A 19,840-nucleotide genomic window follows, 5' to 3' on the forward strand; every position below is an offset into this window, starting at 1 on the left:
CCCTCTTTAAACGAAAAACTCGGCATTAAGCCGAGTTTTTTTGTGTCAGTTTCTTCTCGCCGATTTTTGGCTCGTCGCCAGACAAAAGCCGACGAATATTTTGATGATGCTTAAATACGATTAAGCAACACAGCATAGCAACAGGTAACGTGTATTGCGGTTTAAACATCCAAGTATAAAACGGAGTGACCAAAACCGTGACGAGAGCCGCTAAGGATGAATAGCGGAATAGCGCGGCTACTGACAGCCAAGTTAACATCACTAATCCTGTTAAGTCCAAACCAATCGGAGCGATAGCGCCAAGCGCGGTTGCGACACCTTTTCCGCCTTTAAAGTGGAAAAAGATGGGGTACATGTGCCCAAGACAGGCAGCAATGGCGATGACGCCAAGAATGATAGGGTCGATACCAAGAAAGTATCCGCCCCACACGGGGATGGTGCCTTTGAGCATATCGCACAACAAGACTGAAACAGCGGCTCCTCGTCCGCCAATACGCAATACGTTCGTTGCTCCAGGGTTGTTGGAGCCTACACTGCGTGGATCTGGCAGTTTTAAGAGTCGACAGATCAAAACCGCACTGGAAACCGAACCCAGTAAATAGGCGGCCATTGTCATTATCAGTGCCAGTGCGTCCATAGAAGTCCTTGATGGATTGGAATTTAATGCTCGGTTCCCGCGTAGTTGCTATCATACCTCGAATTCACATAATGCAGAAATCCTCACTGTGATAGAGCTTGCATTATGTGATTTCTTGTATATAAAGATGCTTTCGCAGTTTATACCTAAGTAACATTGTGATGACCCAAGTAAATGTTACTTAGGTATAGAATACTACGATCAAATTACCCCTCACGGGTATCCGACCTCTGTAATAGAAGGACATAAGATGGCTCTGGATAAAGTTTTTATTGAACAGTTAGAAGTAATCACCACAATTGGCGTGTACGACTGGGAGCAACAAATCAAACAAAAGTTGGTTCTAGATATTGAAATGGCACACGATAATAAACCTGCGGGCAAAAGTGATGATGTGCAAGATGCGTTGGATTACTCGCAAGTGAGTGAGGCGGTACTGAGCCACATTGAAAATGGTCGTTTTCTGTTGGTTGAACGTGTAGCCGAAGAAGTGGCAGAGCTTATCATGCAGCGTTTCTCTGTACCTTGGGTGAAAATCCGTTTAGCAAAGCCTGGTGCAGTGCCACAAGCACGCGCTGTTGGTGTTGTGATTGAGCGAGGTCAAGCATGATCACCACCTATATCGGTGTTGGTACGAATGTAGAAAGAGAGCAACATGCGCTCGCTGCGTATCAGGAGCTACTACAACTTGGAGAAAATCTCCTCGTATCGCCGGTATATGAATGTGAACCTATTGGTTTTAGCAGCCAGAACTTCTACAACTTTGTCGTTGCAATGCGTACCGAGTTGTCATTAGAAGAGTTGAGTCATCAGCTACGTGAGATTGAATTTAAGTGGGGACGCGAAGAAAATGCGCAAAAGTATCAGGATCGAACACTGGATCTCGATATAGTGTTGTTCGGTGAATGCGTCTCCACGAAAAAACCTGAGCTACCTCGCAGTGATATCTACAAATATCCTTTTGTCACAAAGCCTCTGTATGATCTCGAACCTCAATTAGTGATCCCAGGCGATGGACGCACAGTCGCAGATATTTGGCATGGAATGCAGCCAGTCGATTCACTCAAACCTGTTTCTTTTTCATTTTTAATTTGAGTTGTTTACATGAGTTATTTTGAAGCCTTTATTCTGGCTCTGATTCAGGGTCTGACAGAGTTTTTGCCTATTTCGAGCTCTGCCCATTTGATCCTGCCCTCCGCCATTTTGGGATGGGAAGACCAAGGTCTAGCTTTTGATGTTGCTGTTCACGTCGGTACATTAATGGCGGTAGTGATCTATTTTCGCCATGAAGTGATCACTCTGTTCCAGGCATTATTTGCTTCGATCTTTAAAGGAGATCGGAGTAAAGAAGCAAAACTTGCTTGGATGATCGTGATCGCCACGATTCCAGCTTGTGTGTTTGGCTTGTTGATGAAAGACATCATTGAAGTGTATCTACGTAGCGCTTATGTCATCGCGACCACAACGATCGTATTTGGTTTGTTGCTTTGGTGGGTAGACAAAAACGCTAAGTTGGTTGCGGATGAATACCAAACGGGTTGGAAGAAAGCCGTGTTTATCGGTATTGCCCAAGCCTTAGCGATGATTCCTGGAACGTCGCGTTCAGGGGCGACCATTACGGCTGCACTTTACCTCGGCTTTACTCGAGAAGCGGCTGCGCGCTTTTCATTTTTAATGTCGATCCCTATCATTACATTGGCTGGTAGCTACTTAGGTATGAAGCTAGTGACCAGTGGTGAACCTGTCCATATTGGCTTCTTGCTGACTGGTATCATCACATCGTTTATCAGTGCATATATTTGTATCCACTTTTTCTTAAAGATGATTTCACGAATGGGCATGACACCGTTTGTGATTTACCGTCTGATTCTAGGTTTCGGTTTGTTTGCGTTCTTGCTTAGCGCTTGATAACGCGACGGATTGGCAGCTTGCTTAACCGCAAGCTGCATACCTAAACCACAACGTCATTCTGAACAGCGACGAAGGAGCGAGGTTCAGAACCTTCTCTCCGAGTTTCTTGTAGCGTTGGCCATTTCTAAAACTTCCCTGCGTGCTGATATTAGATTCCTAATCTCGCTAAGGCTCGCTGGAATGACCTGGCATGAATACAATTCGGTTAATTAATCTGAGCTCAGATCACTTATTCAAAGCGACTCTTACCGCTTCAATCCGTCTCTTTTCTTGTTCATCACGTATTGCCGGGCCTTTAAATCCATCCTTAATGATGCTCTGAACATCTACGGCGGCTGCGGCTTGATAAGCGCGGGTAAAAATCTCAGCTTGAGGATAAGGCTTCTCTTCTAACCCTTTTCGACCTGCATGGTCAGCCTGACAGCATATTAAAATATCTTCTAAGCGTTCAGCTTTGCGCCACACATCGAATTTGTTGAGTATTTTTATGATGGTTTGCGGCTTTAACTCTGCTGCGCGATGGATATTGGAGTGCTGTTCGCACACCATCAAGGCTAAATCACGAAACTCATTCGGCACCCGGACACGCTCGCACAGCTTTTTGATCAGTTTTAACCCTGTATGACAATGCATTTTGTGGCTTGGCCATTCGCTCTCTGGTGTCACCCCTTTGCCCAAATCATGCACTTGGGCGGCAAATCTGACGGGGAGTGAGTCACTCAGTCTTGCAGCTTGCTTTGCTACCATCAAAGTATGGATGCCCGTATCGATTTCTGGATGCCATTTTTCTGGTTGAGGTACGCCAAATAGTGCATCAATTTCAGGTAAAACAACGGCCAATGCACCACAATCTCTTAGAATCGATAAGAAGATATCAGGGCGAGGGGTGGAGAGGGACTTATGCCATTCTTGCCAAACACGCTCGGGAGTCAGTGTGCTCAGCTCCCCAGACTCTGCCATGTGGCGCATTAAGCGCATGGTTTCGTCGGCAACCGTAAAGTTTAGATCAGCAAGCTTTGCTGCGAAGCGAGCGACACGTAAAACGCGTAGAGGGTCTTCGACAAAGGCGTCTGAGACATGGCGTAGGAGTTTATTATTGAGATCTTTCTGGCCGCCGTAAGGATCATGGAGCTTACCTGCATCATCCATTGCCATTGCATTAATGGTTAAATCACGACGAATTAAATCCTCTTCTAAGGTGACACTTTGATCAAAGAAACACTCAAAGCCAGTGTAACCAGAGCCTGATTTTCTTTCTGTTCGCGCAAGTGCATGTTCTTCTTTACTTTTTGGGTGCAAAAATACAGGAAATTCTTTACCAACGGCGGTGTACCCTTGGGACAGCATCATCTCGGGAGTCGCACCTACGACCACCCAGTCGTTGTCATAACTATCAATTCCGAGCAATTTATCTCGAACTGCGCCACCTACTAAATAAACTTGCACGAATTACCTCTTAATTTATTGATATGCCGTTGGACATTGTAGCAAGCAATGGTACTTTTCTTTACTCCCGAGAGTAGATGCAGCTATGTTTATATTATATCTGACTATTCCCTGGTGGTTTTTTAGCTGGAGAGCCTAATGTATAAGGACTTTTTTGGGTTTGTAGAACAACCATTTTCGATTGTTCCAAACTCGCGTTATTTGTATTTAAGCCAACGTCACAAAGAGGCAATCACACATCTCCAAGCCGGGCTAGGCGATGGCGGTGGTTTTGCTATGCTTACTGGCGAAGTGGGTACAGGCAAAACGACCGTCGCAAAAGCGATGCTGGCGAATTTAGGTGATAACACCAAAGCGGGTCTGATCCTAAATCCCACGTTTTCGAGTCGAGACTTGCTCGAAGCTATTTGCGATGAATTCAAAATTACTTACCCGCCAGATGCAAACCTCAAACAGCTAAACCAAGTGATTCACAAATACTTGCTGCGTAATTATCGTTCAGGCTGGCAGACATTGCTGGTCATTGATGAGGCTCAACACCTTGCTGCCGATGTTTTAGAGCAGCTACGTTTGTTGACCAACTTGGAAACCGATACCAGAAAACTGCTCAAAGTGTTGTTGGTCGGACAGCCTGAATTACAGCGGTTATTACAAACGACGCAACTACGCCAGCTCGCTCAGCGCATTACTGGGCGTTATCACTTGTTGCCGTTGGATGAAAAAGAGACAGAAGATTACATCGCGTTTCGATTACATACGGCAGGTGGTGACCAGCAACTGTTTAATCGTGCTTCTTGTAAACTCATTGCCAAATACAGTCACGGCATCCCGCGCTTGATTAATCTTATCTGTGATAAATCTCTCAACATCAGTTATCACCAAGGTAATGTGGTGGTGGATAAGCAAACCGTTCAGCAGGCCTGTGAAGAGGTGATGCAGTTTCAGGCAGATATTTATCAGCAAGATAAAAAAGAGCGCCGTACTTTCCGTTGGCCTGCTTGGGGCTCAGTCACGGTGGGTCTTATTGCTGCATTAGGTACGGGGTGGGCGGTCGTGAATTATATGCCAGCTCAAGCAACGTCAGTGTTAGCGAAAGTGACCGCACCAAGAGAGGAGCCAACGCCAATAGTCGTCAACCAACAATTGACAGATGATCAGCGTGACTTATTGTTAGCACAAAAACAGTCGAATCTCGCCGTGAATGATTTGTATCGTTTGTGGGGTTATCAAGCATCGATTCGCGACAACCTTTGTTTATCAGAACCCCAATCGACCATGCGTTGTGAGCGTAAAATGGCGACCTGGCCGCTGCTGATGCAACAAAATCGCCCTGTAATTTTGGAGTTGAATTATCAAGGTGATGTTGGGTATGTCATTTTGTACGCCGTCGGTAATGACAAAGTCGAAGTACTCAATGGCAAGCAGCGTCTGCGTCTGCCTATTTCGTGGCTAAAGCCGATGTGGCAAGGCAATATCATTGAACTGTGGCAAGCGCCGTTGAAAGAGACATTACGTTTAGACATGGAAGGCCCTGCGATCGAAGTATTAGACCGACTATTAGCAGAAGCGGTAAGTGAGCCACTGCTTGAAACGTCTATTTTTGATGGTGCAATGAGAGAGCGAGTTGAGTTATTCCAACGCTGGCAAGGTATTGGGGTCGACGGCATTGCAGGTAAGCGGACGCTAGATCGTCTTCAACAAAACGTGCAGCCAGATGCGCCTCAACTGGCGAGAATCGAGAAGGAGGACGCATAATGTCAGCCATGAAACATATTGGTTTGTTCTTGTTGCCGATCACCGTTGCTGCAATCGGAGTTGCTTGGTATTTAGATCTCCTTACGCCTCATGCTGAAGCTAGTACTTCCGCCCCTAAGGCTAAGATGGAAGCGGAACAACCGTTCAAAGCATTGGACTATCCTGAAACTACTCAGTTGGCGCAATTGCCAAGAGAGTGGCCAAGTGCAGAGCTGTCTCGTGATTTTGGTACGTTTGCAACATCTGATGAATACGTGAGTAATACAGCAAACAAAGATGAGATAGAAACATCTGTATCAACTCAAGGCACTTCAGTAGTTGAAGAGGACCTAGGTTTGTCTCTGGATGATCTTGACTTGTCCTCATTATCTCCTGATTTGGCGCGAAAGGTCGAAAATGCGTTATCCCGAGATGATGCGCCTTCACCACAAACGATGCGCGTGAACGATTTAGAGCGCAACGCTCACCAGTGGCAAGGTCGTCTGCCTGCGCTCAATTTGCAAACCCACATGTACGCCAGTGATGAAAATCGCCGCTGGGTGAAAATTAACAATGTTGAATATCATCAAGGAGACGTTGTTGATGGGCAGGTCACATTAAGAGAAATACAACCGCAAGCGGTGATTGTCGAGTTCCAAGGTGAGCAAATTCGTATCCCAGCGTTGTATGAGTGGAAAGGGTAGCCGTTTTTTATAGTAAATCATCAAGCCAGCGAGGTCATGTCGCTGGCTTTTTTGTTTCTCATAAGGTCTTTTTCATCTATTTGAGTGATGATTTTTAGGGACTCACACAAGCTAAATATAGCTTTTCTCAGTCGTTTAAATTACATCAATATCAGCCATGTATTAGTAGAATGACTCCAGTCAGCGTTGTGTAAAAAAGCACCATATTGACGAACTTCGTCATCACGACCTGGTCCACGTTAGACCCCGTGAAATAACAGGAGTCTACACAGAGACACATGCGTATTCTGATTTTTTCTTTAAGTGTTGTTGCGTCGTTAAGTTACGCAGCAAAGCCGACCCCTTTCCCTATAACACCAGATAATAACGGACAAGATTTTATGGTCAGTGCGACCAACCCTTACGTGAGCAGCACTGGTTATTCAATATTGAAAGAGGGCGGGAACGCCGTTGATGCCATGGTCGCGATGCAGATGGTGATGTCTGTGGTTGAACCGGATATGACGGGAATTGGAGGCGGTACTTTCGTGCTGTTTTATCAACATGACAAGCAGAAGTTTTTAGCCCTTGATGGGCGAGATGAAGCGCCGTCTAGCGCTCACCCTGAGATGTTTATTGAAAATGGGAAAGCACTCAGCCGCGATGAAATTTTGGGGCCTCGCTCCGTTGCAGTGCCGGGCACCTTACGTTTGCTTTATTCCACTCATGAGCAATACGGCAAATTACCATGGTCTGAGTTGGTTCAACCTGCGATTAAGCTCGCGCGTGATGGGTACGCGATGAATAGCTATACCTATGATATCGTCGTGCGAGAGCAAACGCGTTTGGCTCGCGACCCAGAAATTAAAGCCTTGTATTGGCAAGATGATGAAGTGAAGCCAACAGGGACGTTAATGAAGAACCCTAAAATGGCTGAGACGCTAGAGAAAATAGCTCAGCAAGGCGATCGCTATTTGTATGGTGGTGCACTTGGTCAACATATTGTTGATACGGTGAATAGTCGTATTAACGATCAGTATGAGAAATTGTCGTTAGAGGACTTTAAAAACTATCAGGTGAAATCTCGCGATATTATTGAAAGCGATTATCGAGGCAACAAAATCGTTTCGTTTGGTTACCCGGCCTCTGGCGGTGTGATGGTTGCTCAAAGTCTGAAATTGCTGGAGCCGTACGATATATCTCAGATGGCATTAACTGATGTAGAGCCTTGGCGTTTAATGACTGAGGCGATGCGCTTAGCAAAAGCTGATCGTATTGCGTATGCCGGAGATCCGGATTATGTGGAAGCACCAGTTGAACAATTGTTATCTAAAACCTATTTGGACCAGAGACGTGATTTAATCCCTGATAATGGCACCTCGAAAGAGAATCCAAAAGCCGGACAGATAACGCAAACTCAGTATGCGCAATATCAAGGCTTCGAGAGCAAAGATACAGGGCACATTTCTATCGTTGATAGGGAAGGTAATGCGATTGCTATGACCAGCACCGTTGGCACAGGAATGGGATCTGGTGTCATAGTTGATGGCGTTATCTTGAATGCACAAATGGCAAACTTTTCACCTCAACCAACGCTTAACGGTAAGCCTACTCAAAACTCAATTGAAGCGGGCAAGCGTCCACGTTCGGCTATTACGCCATTAATGGTGATGGACAGTGATGATAATTTGCGTTTGGTGGTTGGTTCACCAGGAAGTTCGCAAATACCGGGGTATGTACTCAAAACCGTGGTTGGCGTACTGGATTGGAAGTTATCAGCGCAAGAGGCTATTGACTTACCAAACATCCAGTACGGTACCAAGATAGATCGCACCAAGTCTTATGACCCGACTGGCTTGCTGGTGGAAAAGAAAACCTTCGCAGAAATGTTGGTGCCGGAGTTTATGGAGCTTGGCTACCCAGTACACGTTATTCCAGTGGTAAGTGGTTTGAATGCAATTGAGCTAAAAGATGGCAAGCTTTATGGCGCAACGGATCGTCGTCGAGCGTCTAGTTCAATGGGTGAGTAGTGCAGATTTCCGTAAAACTAAGCAAACAAAAAAGCCAGTCGAATATCGACTGGCTTTTGCATTCTTTTTTATAGATAAAAGGGCTAAGGACTTATGCCCAACCCGCAGGTGAACGTTTTCTACGAGGCATGACATGCGGAAGAATCAAACCAAATAGCAAACCTAAACCTGCAACACCGCCGCCATAAGTGAAGTACTTAAGCAGCATGTCGTCTTTTTGTGTATCCAGTTTAGCGCGCAGCTCGCGGTTTTCTGTCTCAACAGAAGTAAGCTGGTCGCTGATCTCAGAGTATTTATTCTCAAGATCGGAAATTTGTTGGTTACGCGTTTCTAGAGAGGTAACAAGGCCGGCTTTCTCTGCATCAGAAGTTTTACGAGCGTTAGCAAGCTGCTCTTTCACTTCTGCTAGCTCTTTCTCAATGCGAGGAAGGCGAATCGCCATGCTTTCTTGGTTTGTCACAAACTTGCTTTGTACCCAACCAGTACGACCGCGGTCATCACGAACTTGCGTATAGCCAGTATCTCGGTTGGTTTTAATCAGTTGTACTTTAGAACCGGCGTTAACACTACCAATAATACGGTAGGTGTTATTTGGACCTGAGTGCATAAAAGTGAAGAGGTCATCAGAAATATAACGGTCTGCTGCTAGGGCCGCTGGCGCTGCTAGCAAAGTAAACAAAACCGTGATGATTAGTTTTTTCACAGTAAATCCCTTAACGATTTTTCTTGGAGACAGCGTTGGCACCGAATGATTGGAGCCGGAAATAGACGAATAGTATGCAGTTTCAAACTTCGGTGCAACAAAGAAGGGAGGCAAAGCCTCCCTTTCTGTGCGTTTGAGTCAATAATGACAAAGCGCTTACATTCTATTGACGAGTGTCTTAAGCGAACATCGCTTGAAGTCCGTAGAAGAATACAACGGCCAATAGTGCACCTGCTGGTAGTGTAACGATCCATGATGCCACGATGTTACGAACCACGCCCAGGTTTAGTGCCGCGATACCACGAGCAAAGCCAACACCGAGAACCGCACCAACCAATGTTTGAGTGGTTGAGATTGGCAGACCAGTACCAGAAGCTAGAACAACAGTACAAGCGGTTGCTAGCTGAGCTGCAAAACCACGGCTAGGAGTTAGCTCAGTGATACCTGTACCAACGGTTGCCATTACTTTGTGACCCAGTGTCGCAAGACCGACCACGATACCAATACCACCAAGAGGTAGAATCCACCAAGCGATGGTGCTTTTCGTGCTGATTTCGCCCATGTGTTCAACAGTCGATACTACAGCAGACAGTGGACCAATGGCGTTTGCAACGTCGTTTGAACCGTGTGCAAATGCCATTGCACAAGCGGTGATAACCATCAGAACGCTGAAGATACCTTCCACGCCAGAAAAGCTGCGGTCTTCTTCGCGATTAGCGAATTTTTTCTGGATGTATACGTAGCCGCCAACCATCACAAGTGCTGAAACTGCTGCTGCCCACATCCAAGCTTCGCCATTGGTTAGGTGAAGACCAACGTGTTTTAGACCTTTTTTGATAGTTACAAGTGCAATCACCATTGTTGTGATGAACATGTAAACAGGAACAAAACGTTTGGCGTTGAATAACGGGTTCTCAGTATCAAAAATCAGACGTTGTGCGCTGACAAAGATAACGTAAGCAAAGAAACCTGAAATCACAGGTGTAATAATCCAGCTACCAACAATGCCTTGAACGCTGCCCCAGTCAACCGCTTCAGTACCTACTGATACGCATGCAAAACCAATGATTGCACCGATGATTGAGTGAGTCGTAGATACTGGCCAGCCCATGTAAGAGGCAAGAAGTAACCATGTACCCGCAGCCAAAAGAGCAGACATCATACCGTAGACAAGAACGTCAGGTTGACTAGCAAATAAAGAAGTTTCGATTACACCTTTACGGATAGTGTCGGTTACTTCACCGCCTGCAAGGTAAGCACCTGCAAATTCGAAGATCATCGCAATGATGATAGCTTGTTTTACGGTTAGCGCTTTTGAACCTACTGATGTACCCATCGCATTAGCAACGTCGTTCGCGCCAATACCAATCGCCATCATGAAACCAAAAATCGCTGCAACAATAATCAGGACAGTGCCGTAGTTCGCAAGGATATCCATCGTAATACCTAGTTGTTTTATAACAAGCGGAACAAAATTTTACGCGCGCCAAACCATAAGACGATGAAAATAGTCATCGTCCCTATGACACGTGTTTATTATGCTCTTCGTTATGTCGTTAACTTTATGTTTTAAGATCGAGATAGCATGACTTCCAAACGAGCACCTACGCGCTGCGCTTGGTCGGCAATACCACCTACCCATTCAAGAATCTTGTACAAGAACATGACATCGATAGGGTTCATGTCAGACTCAATCGCCATCAACTGTTGACGAAGTTCAATCTGCATAGCATCGGTATCATCTTCGATGACATCTAATTGATGAATCATTTCAGCGACGAGCGTCACTTCACGACCTTTGAAGCCGGTTTCTAGCAATTCATCAAGTTCATTGATTACCTTTTGCGCCTGATCGGCCGCATCAAGACAACGTTGAACGTAAGCGAGGAAGTTTGGTTGGAGAGCCTCAGGAATGACAAGTTGACGACCATATACACGGCCAGCAATGTCTTTTGCCAGGTTTGCAAGTTTGTCCTGCTGAGTCAGAAGCTCAAGCATGTCAGTACGGTCTACTGGCATGAACAAACCGCGAGGCAGTTTTAGACGGATTTCACGTTTCAGCACGTCCGCTTCTTTCTCTAGGTGAGAAATTTGTGCACGGATTTCAGATGCTTTTTCCCAGTCACCCTTTGAAGATACTTCAAAGAATTTCACCAAGTGTGAACAACATTCGTTGACACACACAACGTGGCGTTGCAAAGGCTTAATTGGGGACTTTGCAAATAACCCCATAATTGTATTTACTGGCATGGTCATTCAACCTAATAACTATAACCTTAAAAAAACATACACCATTTCTGAGTGCTTGGCGAAATGTTGAACGATGGCTATAAAGGCGCGCATGGTAACGCATTAAATCGCTCATTAAAACTGTTTTAGATCATCATTCCGGCGATATTTCTCTCTTGCCGTGCGAGAAATTACGCAATATCCTGTTTCTATCTGCTTTGAAAGGTATAGCTATGGAAACCGAAATAGAACTGAAGTTTTTTGTTTCTCCTGAATTTTCAGAAACTTTAAAAGAAAAAATTTCTGAGACAAAAGTACTTCAGCATAGTTGTCGTGACTTGGGTAACACCTACTTTGATACCGCCGATAAATGGCTGAGAAAGCACGACATTGGTTTAAGAATTCGCCGTTTTGATGATGTATTCGTCCAAACCGTAAAGACAGCAGGACGCGTCGTCGCAGGCTTACATCAAAGACCAGAATACAATGCTGAGCACACTAGCGACGAGCCTAATCTGTCGCTTCATCCTGTAGACATTTGGCCGCCAGGTAAAGACGCAGCAACGCTGCAATCTGAGCTTATGCCGTTATTCTCGACCAACTTCACACGTGAACAGTGGCTGATTGGCATGCCAGACGGTAGCCAAATAGAAGTGGCGTTTGACCAAGGTATGGTCGTCGCCAAAGGTGAAGATGGGGAAGAGAAACAAGAACCGATTTGCGAAGTTGAACTGGAACTTAAATCGGGCCAAACCGATGCCCTATTTACACTAGCACGTAGCTTTTGCGAGCAAGGTGGCATGCGTTTGGGTAACTTGAGTAAAGCGGCGAAAGGCTATCGACTTGCAAGTGGCTATGCAGGTGATGAAGTAAAATCGTTGGCGCTTGTGGACAGTAGCCCGACGGATACCGTTGAATACTGCTTGATCAACTCTTTAGAACACGCCCTATCTCACTGGCATTATCACGAGCAAATTTATGCTGAGCGTGACAATGTGGAAGCGCTACGTGAAATCAGCAATGCCATTCGTTTTATTCGTCAAACATTGACCATTTTTGGTGGTGTTGTCCCTCGTCGCGCGAGTGCGATTCTGCGCCAAGAGCTTAAATGGTTGGAAGAAGAACTGAGTTGGTTGGATGAGCATGCACACCTTGAAGAGCTCTTAGATGACAAAGGCAATGTGCTGCGTAAGTTGGATGCGCGTAAGTTCTTAGTATCTGAGTTGACTCAGCAGTTACAAGAGCTGCCAAGCCGTGAAGAAGTGCTAGGGTTGCTCAATTCCGCGCGTTACACCGGGTTATTGCTGGATCTTAGTCGCTGGATCTTAGCGCGTGGCTGGCAGCCGTTTCTTGATGAAAAAGCGCGCGAAAAAATGGCAAGTAATATCATGCCATTTTCAGTCACTCAGCTCGATCGCACTTGGGCAGAACTAATGGAAGCTTTCCCTGCAGAGCGCGACCTGACGGCGCAAGAGTACGTTGATCAGCGCTATCGTTTGTTGCGTAATCTCTATACCGGTATTGGTTTCGCGAGTCTATATAACTCGGATGAGCGTAACAGCTTCCGTTTGCCATGGGCGGATCTGGTGCATGGTATCGATGATCTGCTAATGCTGAACCACTTGCTTCCGTTAGTAGATATGTTGGAAGACGCAGAAAAAGAGCAGTTAGAACGCTGGTTGCACCGTCAAGAGCGTTCAATTTTGCATGCAATGGATCAAACCCGAGCGATCAGTGTGGAAGTTCAGCCTTATTGGCGTGAATGATCACCTTGACTACCTGTACAAAAAATAGGACCGCATGGTCCTATTTTTTTGTCTTTGTTTTGCTTTGTTGCAGTTCTTTTTCTATGAAGTCGAGTCGTTCTAGTATTTGGGCTTGTTGATTCAGGAGCTGCTCGAGCATACGTTCTTTATTGATTAAGCTGTGCGTCTGTTGTTTCGTCGGGGCAGTAAGAATAGAGGTGATAAGACCCGAAATCATACCAAAGATCCCCACACCACAAACAATGATGATGACGGCTAAAAACTTTCCTATTGATGTCACCGGATAATGATCGCCGTAACCAACGGTTGAGATCGTTACGAATACCCACCACAAAGCATCGGCGCCAGTGCGAATATTCGCTTCTGGGTTTTTCGCTTCGATAAACAGCATTGCACTAGAACCGAGCGTAATGAGGATCACCATCAACAGTAATATTGAGGCGACCGTGGTTTCGCGGCGGTTTTCTTTGAGCTGATGCAAAATGAACTTCGACGAGCGCAGTACTAATACCACTCGAAGAATATGAAAGATACGAGCAAAGCGCAGTGGCTCTATTAATGGGATGCTCGCCACGAAATCTATCCAATGACGTTTAAGAAATAACCACCGATCTGTGGACCGGATCAAATCAATGGTGAGCTGTAATAGAAAAATACTACAGATTATGAAATCCAGACCGATAAGAACTTGACGGGTTTCGTGATCGATCGGGAAAAACAACAAGCCAGAGATCACAAATAGTGCCATAAAAGACAATATTAGTGACAACAGGCCCATCGGTCGTGTGCTGTCTTTGATATCATTGTTTTTCATACGAAGCTCGAAATAAATCGCGTAACCACGCTAAACGCGAACATAACTATAAGTAATATAAAGATTATAGATAAAGACTATATAAGACTCGGTGGAGAACTGACAATGGAAAAGCTGGCATTTAAGCCATGGGAAAGGGTCATATCCGACATTCGACTGGTTCCTAAAATGGTCATGTTGATGGTCTTCAGTACTGTCCTGATAGTGGCAAAACAACTGTGGGACGCGAACACCTTTTACGATTCACTTTTAGCGGCGACACAAAACGCGCAAGTTGCCCAACAGCATTACGAAGCATACTTAACGCAAGTTGCTTGGCAAACCGCCTTATTGATTGTGGTTTTTGTCGTGCTCTTATTAGCGGCGGCTAGAGTGATGCTGCGTCAAACACAGTATCTGAGCGACGCGATCAAACTGATGGCGAGCAAGAACCTCTCCGTGCCATTTGGTATGGATTGTAAAGATGAATACGGAGACGTGGCACGTGAATTAGAAAAGACACGTCGCCAACTGCACGATGTGATTCAAATGCAAATTAATGCTTCTGATGAGTTATCCACACTCACGGAAGTGATGACGCTGAGCATGTCGGAAACGAAGGAGTCGGCGCAAGAAGAGTTTAACGAAATTGATCAACTTGCGACGGCCATGAGTGAAATGTCGTCGACGGTGCAAACCGTCGCAGAACATGCCCAGACGGCGTCTTCTCTTACAGAGCAAGCTTCCGCACAAGCGATTTCTGGTCAACAGTTCTTGCAAAGTACGATGGCGAAAATGAGTGAACTCTCGTCGGACATCGCTTCATCGGCGCAGGCGGTTAACCAGGTCGAAGAACGTGTTGAATCCATTGGTAGTGTTGTGGGTACGATTCAAGGTATTTCTGAACAAACTAACCTGCTTGCACTGAATGCGGCGATTGAAGCGGCGCGAGCTGGCGAGGCTGGGCGGGGTTTTGCGGTGGTTGCAGATGAAGTTCGTAACCTTGCACAACGCACACAACAAGCTACGGTAGAAATTCAAGAGATGATTGCGCAGCTGCAAACCAGTGCAGAATCTGCTGTAGAACTCATGGAGAAAAGTGTAGTGGAAGCGGCCGATGGAAACGAGCTGGTTTCTAATGCTGGATCTGAGCTCGATGGTATTGTTGGGCAAGTGACGCAAATCAATGACATGAACTTCCAAATCGCGACCGCGTCTGGTCAGCAAAGCAGTGTTGCAGAAGAGATGAGTCAAAACCTCACCAATGTACGTGAGCTGGTAGAAGCCTCGGTTGTGGTTGTGACAGAGCTGCTAGAAACTTCTGAAATGATGCAAAATAATGCTGGCGAGTTAGACAAGAAGATCAAATCTTTCCAAGTTTAATATTCCATCCAGAACTTTTGATAAAACGCCCACAAACCTTTTGTGGGCGTTTTTATTTGCTTTAAGTCTGGTATAAAGAATGAGTTACCGTGCTTTTCAAACAAGGAAGAAAAATGCAGCTGCCTTCGCCACTGATTTCTATCGCTGAATCTGCCGTACAAAATGCTCAAGAGGCAGGTTATTTTCCCCTTTGGCCAGATGAGATTGCGCAGCAATTTCGCTATGTGGCGGGCTTAAGCCAGTTTATTACCGAAGCCATTCATCGCGATGAAATTTTAGCCCGTGAGTTGCCAAGCATGTTAGCGCAACCAAGTCGTCAGGAATCTTACCGTTCACGTCTTGCTGCACTGTTGGGACAATGCCCGGATGAGATGTCTGGTCATCGCGTGTTGCGTCAGTTTCGCAACAGAGAAATGGTGTACATTGCGTGGAAGGATTTCACGCATGCATGGTCGCTAGAAACGTCTTTAAGCCACTTATCCGAGTTGGCTGAAGCGATGATTTTTGAAACCTATCAATGGCAATATCAAGCGTGTTGTCAGGAGTGGGGAACGCCGACGAGTGAGGAAGGTGAAGTTCAGCCGATGTTGATTATCGGCATGGGGAAACTGGGTGGCGGCGAGTTAAACTTTTCTTCCGATATCGATCTGATTTTCACGTATCCAGAAAACGGTGAGACACAAGGCGCGCGCCGCAGTATTGCCAATGCCCAGTTCTTTACTCGTCTTGGTCAACGCATCATCAAAGCGCTCGATCAACAAACCTTCGATGGTTTTTGTTACCGTGTCGACATGCGACTGCGTCCGTTTGGTGAGAGTGGTCCATTAGTCATGAGCTATGCTGCGCTTGAAGATTATTATCAAGAACAGGGACGTGACTGGGAGCGTTACGCGATGATCAAAGCTCGAGTGATGGGGTGCGAAATGTACCCGCAATACCAAGAGCTACGCCAAATGCTGCGTCCTTTTGTTTTTCGTCGCTATATTGATTTCAGTGCGATTCAGTCTTTGCGTCGGATGAAATCGATGATCAGTAGTGAGGTTCGCCGCCGAGGTTTGAACAACAACATTAAGTTAGGCGCAGGTGGCATCCGAGAAATTGAATTTATCGCCCAAGTTTTTCAATTAATTCGAGGTGGTCGCGAGCCTTCTCTTCGTAATCGAGGGTTGTTGGAAACGCTGCAAGGCATTGAAGAGCTGGCGTTACTCACTTCGCAAGAAGTCAGCAGTCTAGAAGCTGCATACAAGTACTTGCGTCAATTAGAAAACTTGTTGCAAGCGATGGCGGATAAGCAAACCCAGACGCTGCCTGATTGCGAAACCGAACGCTTAAAGCTCGCCACCGCGATGCAAATGACCTCTTGGGACCAACTGATTGAGCAAACTCAGCAGCACATGGCGAATGTCCATCAAGTATTTGAGTCGTTAATTGGTGATGATGAAGAAGATGAGGGTACTACGGTTGCTCGTCATTTTCATGAGTTATGGGATATGGCGAACAAACAAGATGTGCTTGAACATATCTTGCAGCAGGATATTCAGGTTGAAGACTTTGCTTCATGCGCGAAAACCATCATCAACTTTAAAACCGATCTGGCTAAAAAAACGTTAGGACCGCGTGGACGCGAAGTGCTAAACCGTTTGATGCCGAAGGTGTTTGATGCGGTGTTTGCCCATCCTGATGCACAGTTTGGTTTACCGCGAGTGCTGCATTTACTGCACAATATCTGCACTCGTACGACTTATCTGGAGTTATTGGATGAGCACCCAGCAGCTCTAGTACAGCTCGTGCGTTTGTGTACCGCAAGCCCAATGATTTCAGAGCAGCTATCTCGGTATCCGATTTTACTCGATGAGTTGATCGATCCTGCACAGTTGTACAATCCAATCCCATTAGACAGTTACCGTACAGAGCTGCGTGATTATCTGGCCCGTATTCCAGAAGATGATATGGAGCAGCAAATGGAAGCGTTGCGTCAGTTTAAGCAAATCTGCATTTTACGTATTGCGGCGGCGGATATTGCTGGTGCATTGCCGGTGATGAAAGTGAGTGATCACTTAACCTATTTGGCGGAAGCTATCGTTGATGCTGTGGTCAGTCAGGCTTGGTTGCAAGTGTCCGAAAAATACGGCGAGCCAACGCATGTGAAAGATCGTGAAGGGAAGGGTTTTGCCGTCATTGGTTATGGCAAAGTCGGTGGCTGGGAACTCGGCTATAACTCCGACTTGGATATCGTCTTCATGCATGACTGCCCAGTCAATGTCTATACAGATGGCAAAAAGGAAATCGACGGCCGTCAGTTCTACCTTCGCCTAGCGCAGCGCATCATCCATATTTTCTCGACTCGCACCGCTTCCGGCATTTTGTACGAAGTCGATACCCGCTTGCGCCCATCTGGCGCGTCAGGTTTGTTGGTTAGCCCAACCGATGCGTTTGACAATTATCAGCATCAAGAAGCCTGGACATGGGAGCATCAAGCACTTGTGCGCGCGCGCTTGATTTACGGCGATGAACCCCTTGCCATTGCATTTCACAATACGCGACATGATGTGTTGTGCAAAGCGCGCGATCGGGCGGAACTGAAAAAAGCCGTTGTCGAAATGAGAGAGAAAATGCGCGGTCATCTTGGGGGGAAAAAGCCCGGCCGTTTTATGCTCAAGCAAGATGTGGGAGGGATTACCGATATCGAATTTCTCGCTCAGTACTTAGTGCTCAACTATAGTCACGATAAGCCGAAATTAACGCGTTGGTGTGATAATGTGCGCATCTTTGAAACGCTCATTGCACAAAATGTCATGGACGAAGACCAGGCAATGCAGTTGATACGTGCCTACACGACAATGCGAAACGAAATACACCGGAGAAATCTACTCAATTTAGATGCTGATGTGGTGGAAGATAAGTTTGTTGCCGAAAGGGAGTGGGTAAAACAGGCTTGGAATCAGTGGTTCAGTTAAGACCATATATTTAGCCTCGATAAGGGCTGTGATAAACTCACTTCGATTTAATTTTTGGAGACCAATAATGAAACCAATTCTACCTGATTACAACAGCGCTGGTGTGCTCATAATCGGTGATGTCATGCTAGATCGTTACTGGTATGGCCCAACCGGACGCATTTCTCCTGAAGCGCCGGTTCCTGTTGTAAAAGTAGAAAACAATGAAGAGCGTCCTGGTGGTGCTGCGAACGTTGCGATGAACATCGCATCACTAGGTGGCCATGCTCACATTGTTGGTCTAACAGGGGAAGATGAGCCTGCAAAAGTGCTGACGGAGACGCTGAGCTCACTCAATGTGAAGTGCGATTTCGTTGCACTGCCTGATTACCCAACGATTACGAAGCTTCGCGTAATGAGCCGTGGACAACAGCTTATTCGTCTCGACTTCGAAGATAAGTTTGAAAACACGGATTCTGCACCTGTGCTATCGCGTATGGATGCCGCTCTGCCAAACGTTAAAGCCGTGATTATGTCTGACTACGCAAAAGGCTCGTTAGAGCATGTTCAGGCATACATCCAAAAAGCGCGCGCAGCAAACATTCCAGTTTTCATTGACCCTAAAGGTGCGGATTTTGAACGCTACCGCGGCGCGACACTCTTAACACCAAACATGAAAGAGTTTGAAGATGTCGTTGGCAAAGTAAAATCAGACCAAGAGCTGGTTGAAAAAGCACTTCAGCTTGTTGAAGAGTTTGATTTTGAAGCGCTACTGGTTACGCGTAGTGAAAACGGCATGACGTTGATCCGCCGTGGTCAAGAGCCATTCCACCTTCCGACTCAAGCGAAAGAAGTGTACGACGTGACAGGTGCTGGTGATACGGTGATTTCTGTACTTGCAGCTTCAGTGGCGGCGGGTAAATCCTTCGAAGAAGCGTGTGCACTAGCGAATGCTGCGGCAGGCGTTGTTGTTGGTAAGCTTGGTACCTCGACCTTGTCTGAAATTGAACTGGCAGAAGCGGTACATGGCAGCCAAGACACGGATTACGGTGTGATTTCAGAAAAAGCGCTGATTGAAGCGGTGAAAAAAGCCCGTGCACGTGGCGAGAAAGTCGTTATGACAAACGGCTGCTTTGATATTCTTCACGCTGGGCATGTTTCTTACCTCAATCACGCTGCAGAACTTGGTGATCGCCTGATTGTTGCGGTGAATACCGATGAATCAGTGAAGCGTCTTAAAGGGCCTGGTCGTCCTGTGAATCCAACCGATCGCCGCATGGCGGTATTGGCAGGTTTGGGCGCTGTGGATTGGGTTGTACCATTTAGTGAAGATACGCCGCAACGTTTGATCTCGGAAGTTCTGCCAAGCTTGCTAGTAAAAGGTGGTGACTACAAACCAGAAGAGATTGCTGGTGGTAAAGAAGTCATTGCTGCAGGTGGCGAAGTTCGTGTATTGAACTTTGAGGATGGTTGCTCAACCAGTGAAATCATCAATGCAATCAAAGGTGGTAAGGGCTAAGCCTATGATTTGTTGGCATTGAAACGCTATTTGTTTGTAAAAGGTCGCCAAGTGCGGCCTTTTTGATACT

16 protein-coding genes are annotated in these 19,840 nt (G+C 46.1%); 10 read left to right on the forward strand and 6 right to left on the reverse strand.

Translation table 11 applies throughout. The features are described 5' to 3' along the window. Positions 1–25: 25 nt before the first annotated feature. Entirely contained in the window at positions 26–637 is a 612-nt protein-coding gene (gene plsY / locus NDJ01_RS09315; protein ID WP_005379857.1) for a glycerol-3-phosphate 1-O-acyltransferase PlsY, read from the reverse strand. A 250-nt stretch (positions 638–887) separates the two neighbouring features. Between plsY and folB the strand changes: the two genes are divergently transcribed. The 3 genes from folB to NDJ01_RS09330 are packed head-to-tail and all read left to right on the forward strand — an operon-like array spanning position 888 to position 2,545. After that, entirely contained in the window at positions 888–1,247 is a 360-nt protein-coding gene (gene folB, locus NDJ01_RS09320; protein ID WP_005395977.1) for a bifunctional dihydroneopterin aldolase/7,8-dihydroneopterin epimerase, read from the forward strand. Then, the gene (gene folK, locus NDJ01_RS09325) at positions 1,244–1,732 is read left to right on the forward strand and encodes a 2-amino-4-hydroxy-6-hydroxymethyldihydropteridine diphosphokinase (protein WP_145473220.1); all 489 of its coding nucleotides are present in this window, start codon (positions 1,244–1,246) and stop codon (positions 1,730–1,732) included. Before folB ends, folK begins: the two co-directional genes overlap by 4 nt. Positions 1,733–1,741: 9 nt before the next feature. Next, positions 1,742–2,545, forward strand: coding sequence for an undecaprenyl-diphosphate phosphatase (locus tag NDJ01_RS09330; RefSeq protein ID WP_006743204.1), 804 nt, complete (start codon positions 1,742–1,744; stop codon positions 2,543–2,545). Positions 2,546–2,773: 228 nt separating this feature from the next. Here the strand turns inward: NDJ01_RS09330 and NDJ01_RS09335 are convergent, their stop codons facing one another. Next, positions 2,774–3,994 (reverse strand): multifunctional CCA addition/repair protein, encoded by a 1,221-nt coding sequence (locus tag NDJ01_RS09335; protein WP_047009059.1) that lies wholly within the window; start codon positions 3,992–3,994, stop codon positions 2,774–2,776. 138 nt (positions 3,995–4,132) lie between these two features. Here NDJ01_RS09335 and NDJ01_RS09340 point away from each other — a divergent pair, with 138 nt between their 5' ends. From NDJ01_RS09340 to ggt, 3 genes are all read left to right on the forward strand, one after another. Further along, complete coding sequence (locus NDJ01_RS09340) at positions 4,133–5,749, forward strand: ExeA family protein (RefSeq protein WP_047009060.1); 1,617 nt, start codon at positions 4,133–4,135, stop codon at positions 5,747–5,749. Further along, positions 5,749–6,432, forward strand: coding sequence for a general secretion pathway protein GspB (locus NDJ01_RS09345; RefSeq protein WP_047009061.1), 684 nt, complete (start codon positions 5,749–5,751; stop codon positions 6,430–6,432). Before NDJ01_RS09340 ends, NDJ01_RS09345 begins: the two co-directional genes overlap by 1 nt. Positions 6,433–6,710: 278 nt before the next feature. Further along, positions 6,711–8,441 carry a gamma-glutamyltransferase gene (gene ggt / locus NDJ01_RS09350; RefSeq protein ID WP_047009062.1) on the forward strand — a complete coding sequence of 577 codons (1,731 nt, stop codon included), beginning with the start codon at positions 6,711–6,713 and terminating at the stop codon, positions 8,439–8,441. 91 nt (positions 8,442–8,532) lie between these two features. On the opposite strand, the gene NDJ01_RS09355 is transcribed toward ggt, so the two are convergent. The 3 genes from NDJ01_RS09355 to NDJ01_RS09365 form a co-directional block, all read right to left on the reverse strand. Further along, the gene (locus NDJ01_RS09355; RefSeq protein WP_031780509.1) at positions 8,533–9,144 is read right to left on the reverse strand and encodes a TIGR04211 family SH3 domain-containing protein; all 612 of its coding nucleotides are present in this window, start codon (positions 9,142–9,144) and stop codon (positions 8,533–8,535) included. Between the two features lie 178 nt (positions 9,145–9,322). Continuing rightward, the gene (locus NDJ01_RS09360) at positions 9,323–10,582 is read right to left on the reverse strand and encodes an inorganic phosphate transporter (protein ID WP_005395948.1); all 1,260 of its coding nucleotides are present in this window, start codon (positions 10,580–10,582) and stop codon (positions 9,323–9,325) included. A gap of 131 nt (positions 10,583–10,713) precedes the next feature. Beyond that, the gene (locus tag NDJ01_RS09365; RefSeq protein WP_031780508.1) at positions 10,714–11,394 is read right to left on the reverse strand and encodes a TIGR00153 family protein; all 681 of its coding nucleotides are present in this window, start codon (positions 11,392–11,394) and stop codon (positions 10,714–10,716) included. A 212-nt stretch (positions 11,395–11,606) separates the two neighbouring features. Between NDJ01_RS09365 and NDJ01_RS09370 the strand changes: the two genes are divergently transcribed. Then, positions 11,607–13,139 (forward strand): inorganic triphosphatase, encoded by a 1,533-nt coding sequence (locus NDJ01_RS09370; RefSeq protein WP_005395946.1) that lies wholly within the window; start codon positions 11,607–11,609, stop codon positions 13,137–13,139. Positions 13,140–13,179: 40 nt separating this feature from the next. On the opposite strand, the gene NDJ01_RS09375 is transcribed toward NDJ01_RS09370, so the two are convergent. Then, positions 13,180–13,953 carry a potassium channel family protein gene (locus NDJ01_RS09375; protein WP_006743197.1) on the reverse strand — a complete coding sequence of 258 codons (774 nt, stop codon included), beginning with the start codon at positions 13,951–13,953 and terminating at the stop codon, positions 13,180–13,182. A gap of 105 nt (positions 13,954–14,058) precedes the next feature. Here NDJ01_RS09375 and NDJ01_RS09380 point away from each other — a divergent pair, with 105 nt between their 5' ends. The 3 genes from NDJ01_RS09380 to hldE all read left to right on the forward strand — a co-directional run bounded on the left by NDJ01_RS09380 (position 14,059) and on the right by hldE (position 19,770). Next, entirely contained in the window at positions 14,059–15,315 is a 1,257-nt protein-coding gene (locus tag NDJ01_RS09380; protein ID WP_005395942.1) for a methyl-accepting chemotaxis protein, read from the forward strand. A gap of 113 nt (positions 15,316–15,428) precedes the next feature. Then, complete coding sequence (gene glnE, locus NDJ01_RS09385; protein WP_258586614.1) at positions 15,429–18,272, forward strand: bifunctional [glutamate--ammonia ligase]-adenylyl-L-tyrosine phosphorylase/[glutamate--ammonia-ligase] adenylyltransferase; 2,844 nt, start codon at positions 15,429–15,431, stop codon at positions 18,270–18,272. 67 nt (positions 18,273–18,339) lie between these two features. Continuing rightward, positions 18,340–19,770, forward strand: coding sequence for a bifunctional D-glycero-beta-D-manno-heptose-7-phosphate kinase/D-glycero-beta-D-manno-heptose 1-phosphate adenylyltransferase HldE (gene hldE / locus NDJ01_RS09390; RefSeq protein ID WP_012842166.1), 1,431 nt, complete (start codon positions 18,340–18,342; stop codon positions 19,768–19,770). Positions 19,771–19,840 lie beyond the last annotated feature (70 nt).

It is taken from the genome of Vibrio sp. HS-50-1, assembly GCF_024747315.1.
Lineage (GTDB): Bacteria > Pseudomonadota > Gammaproteobacteria > Enterobacterales > Vibrionaceae > Vibrio > Vibrio diabolicus.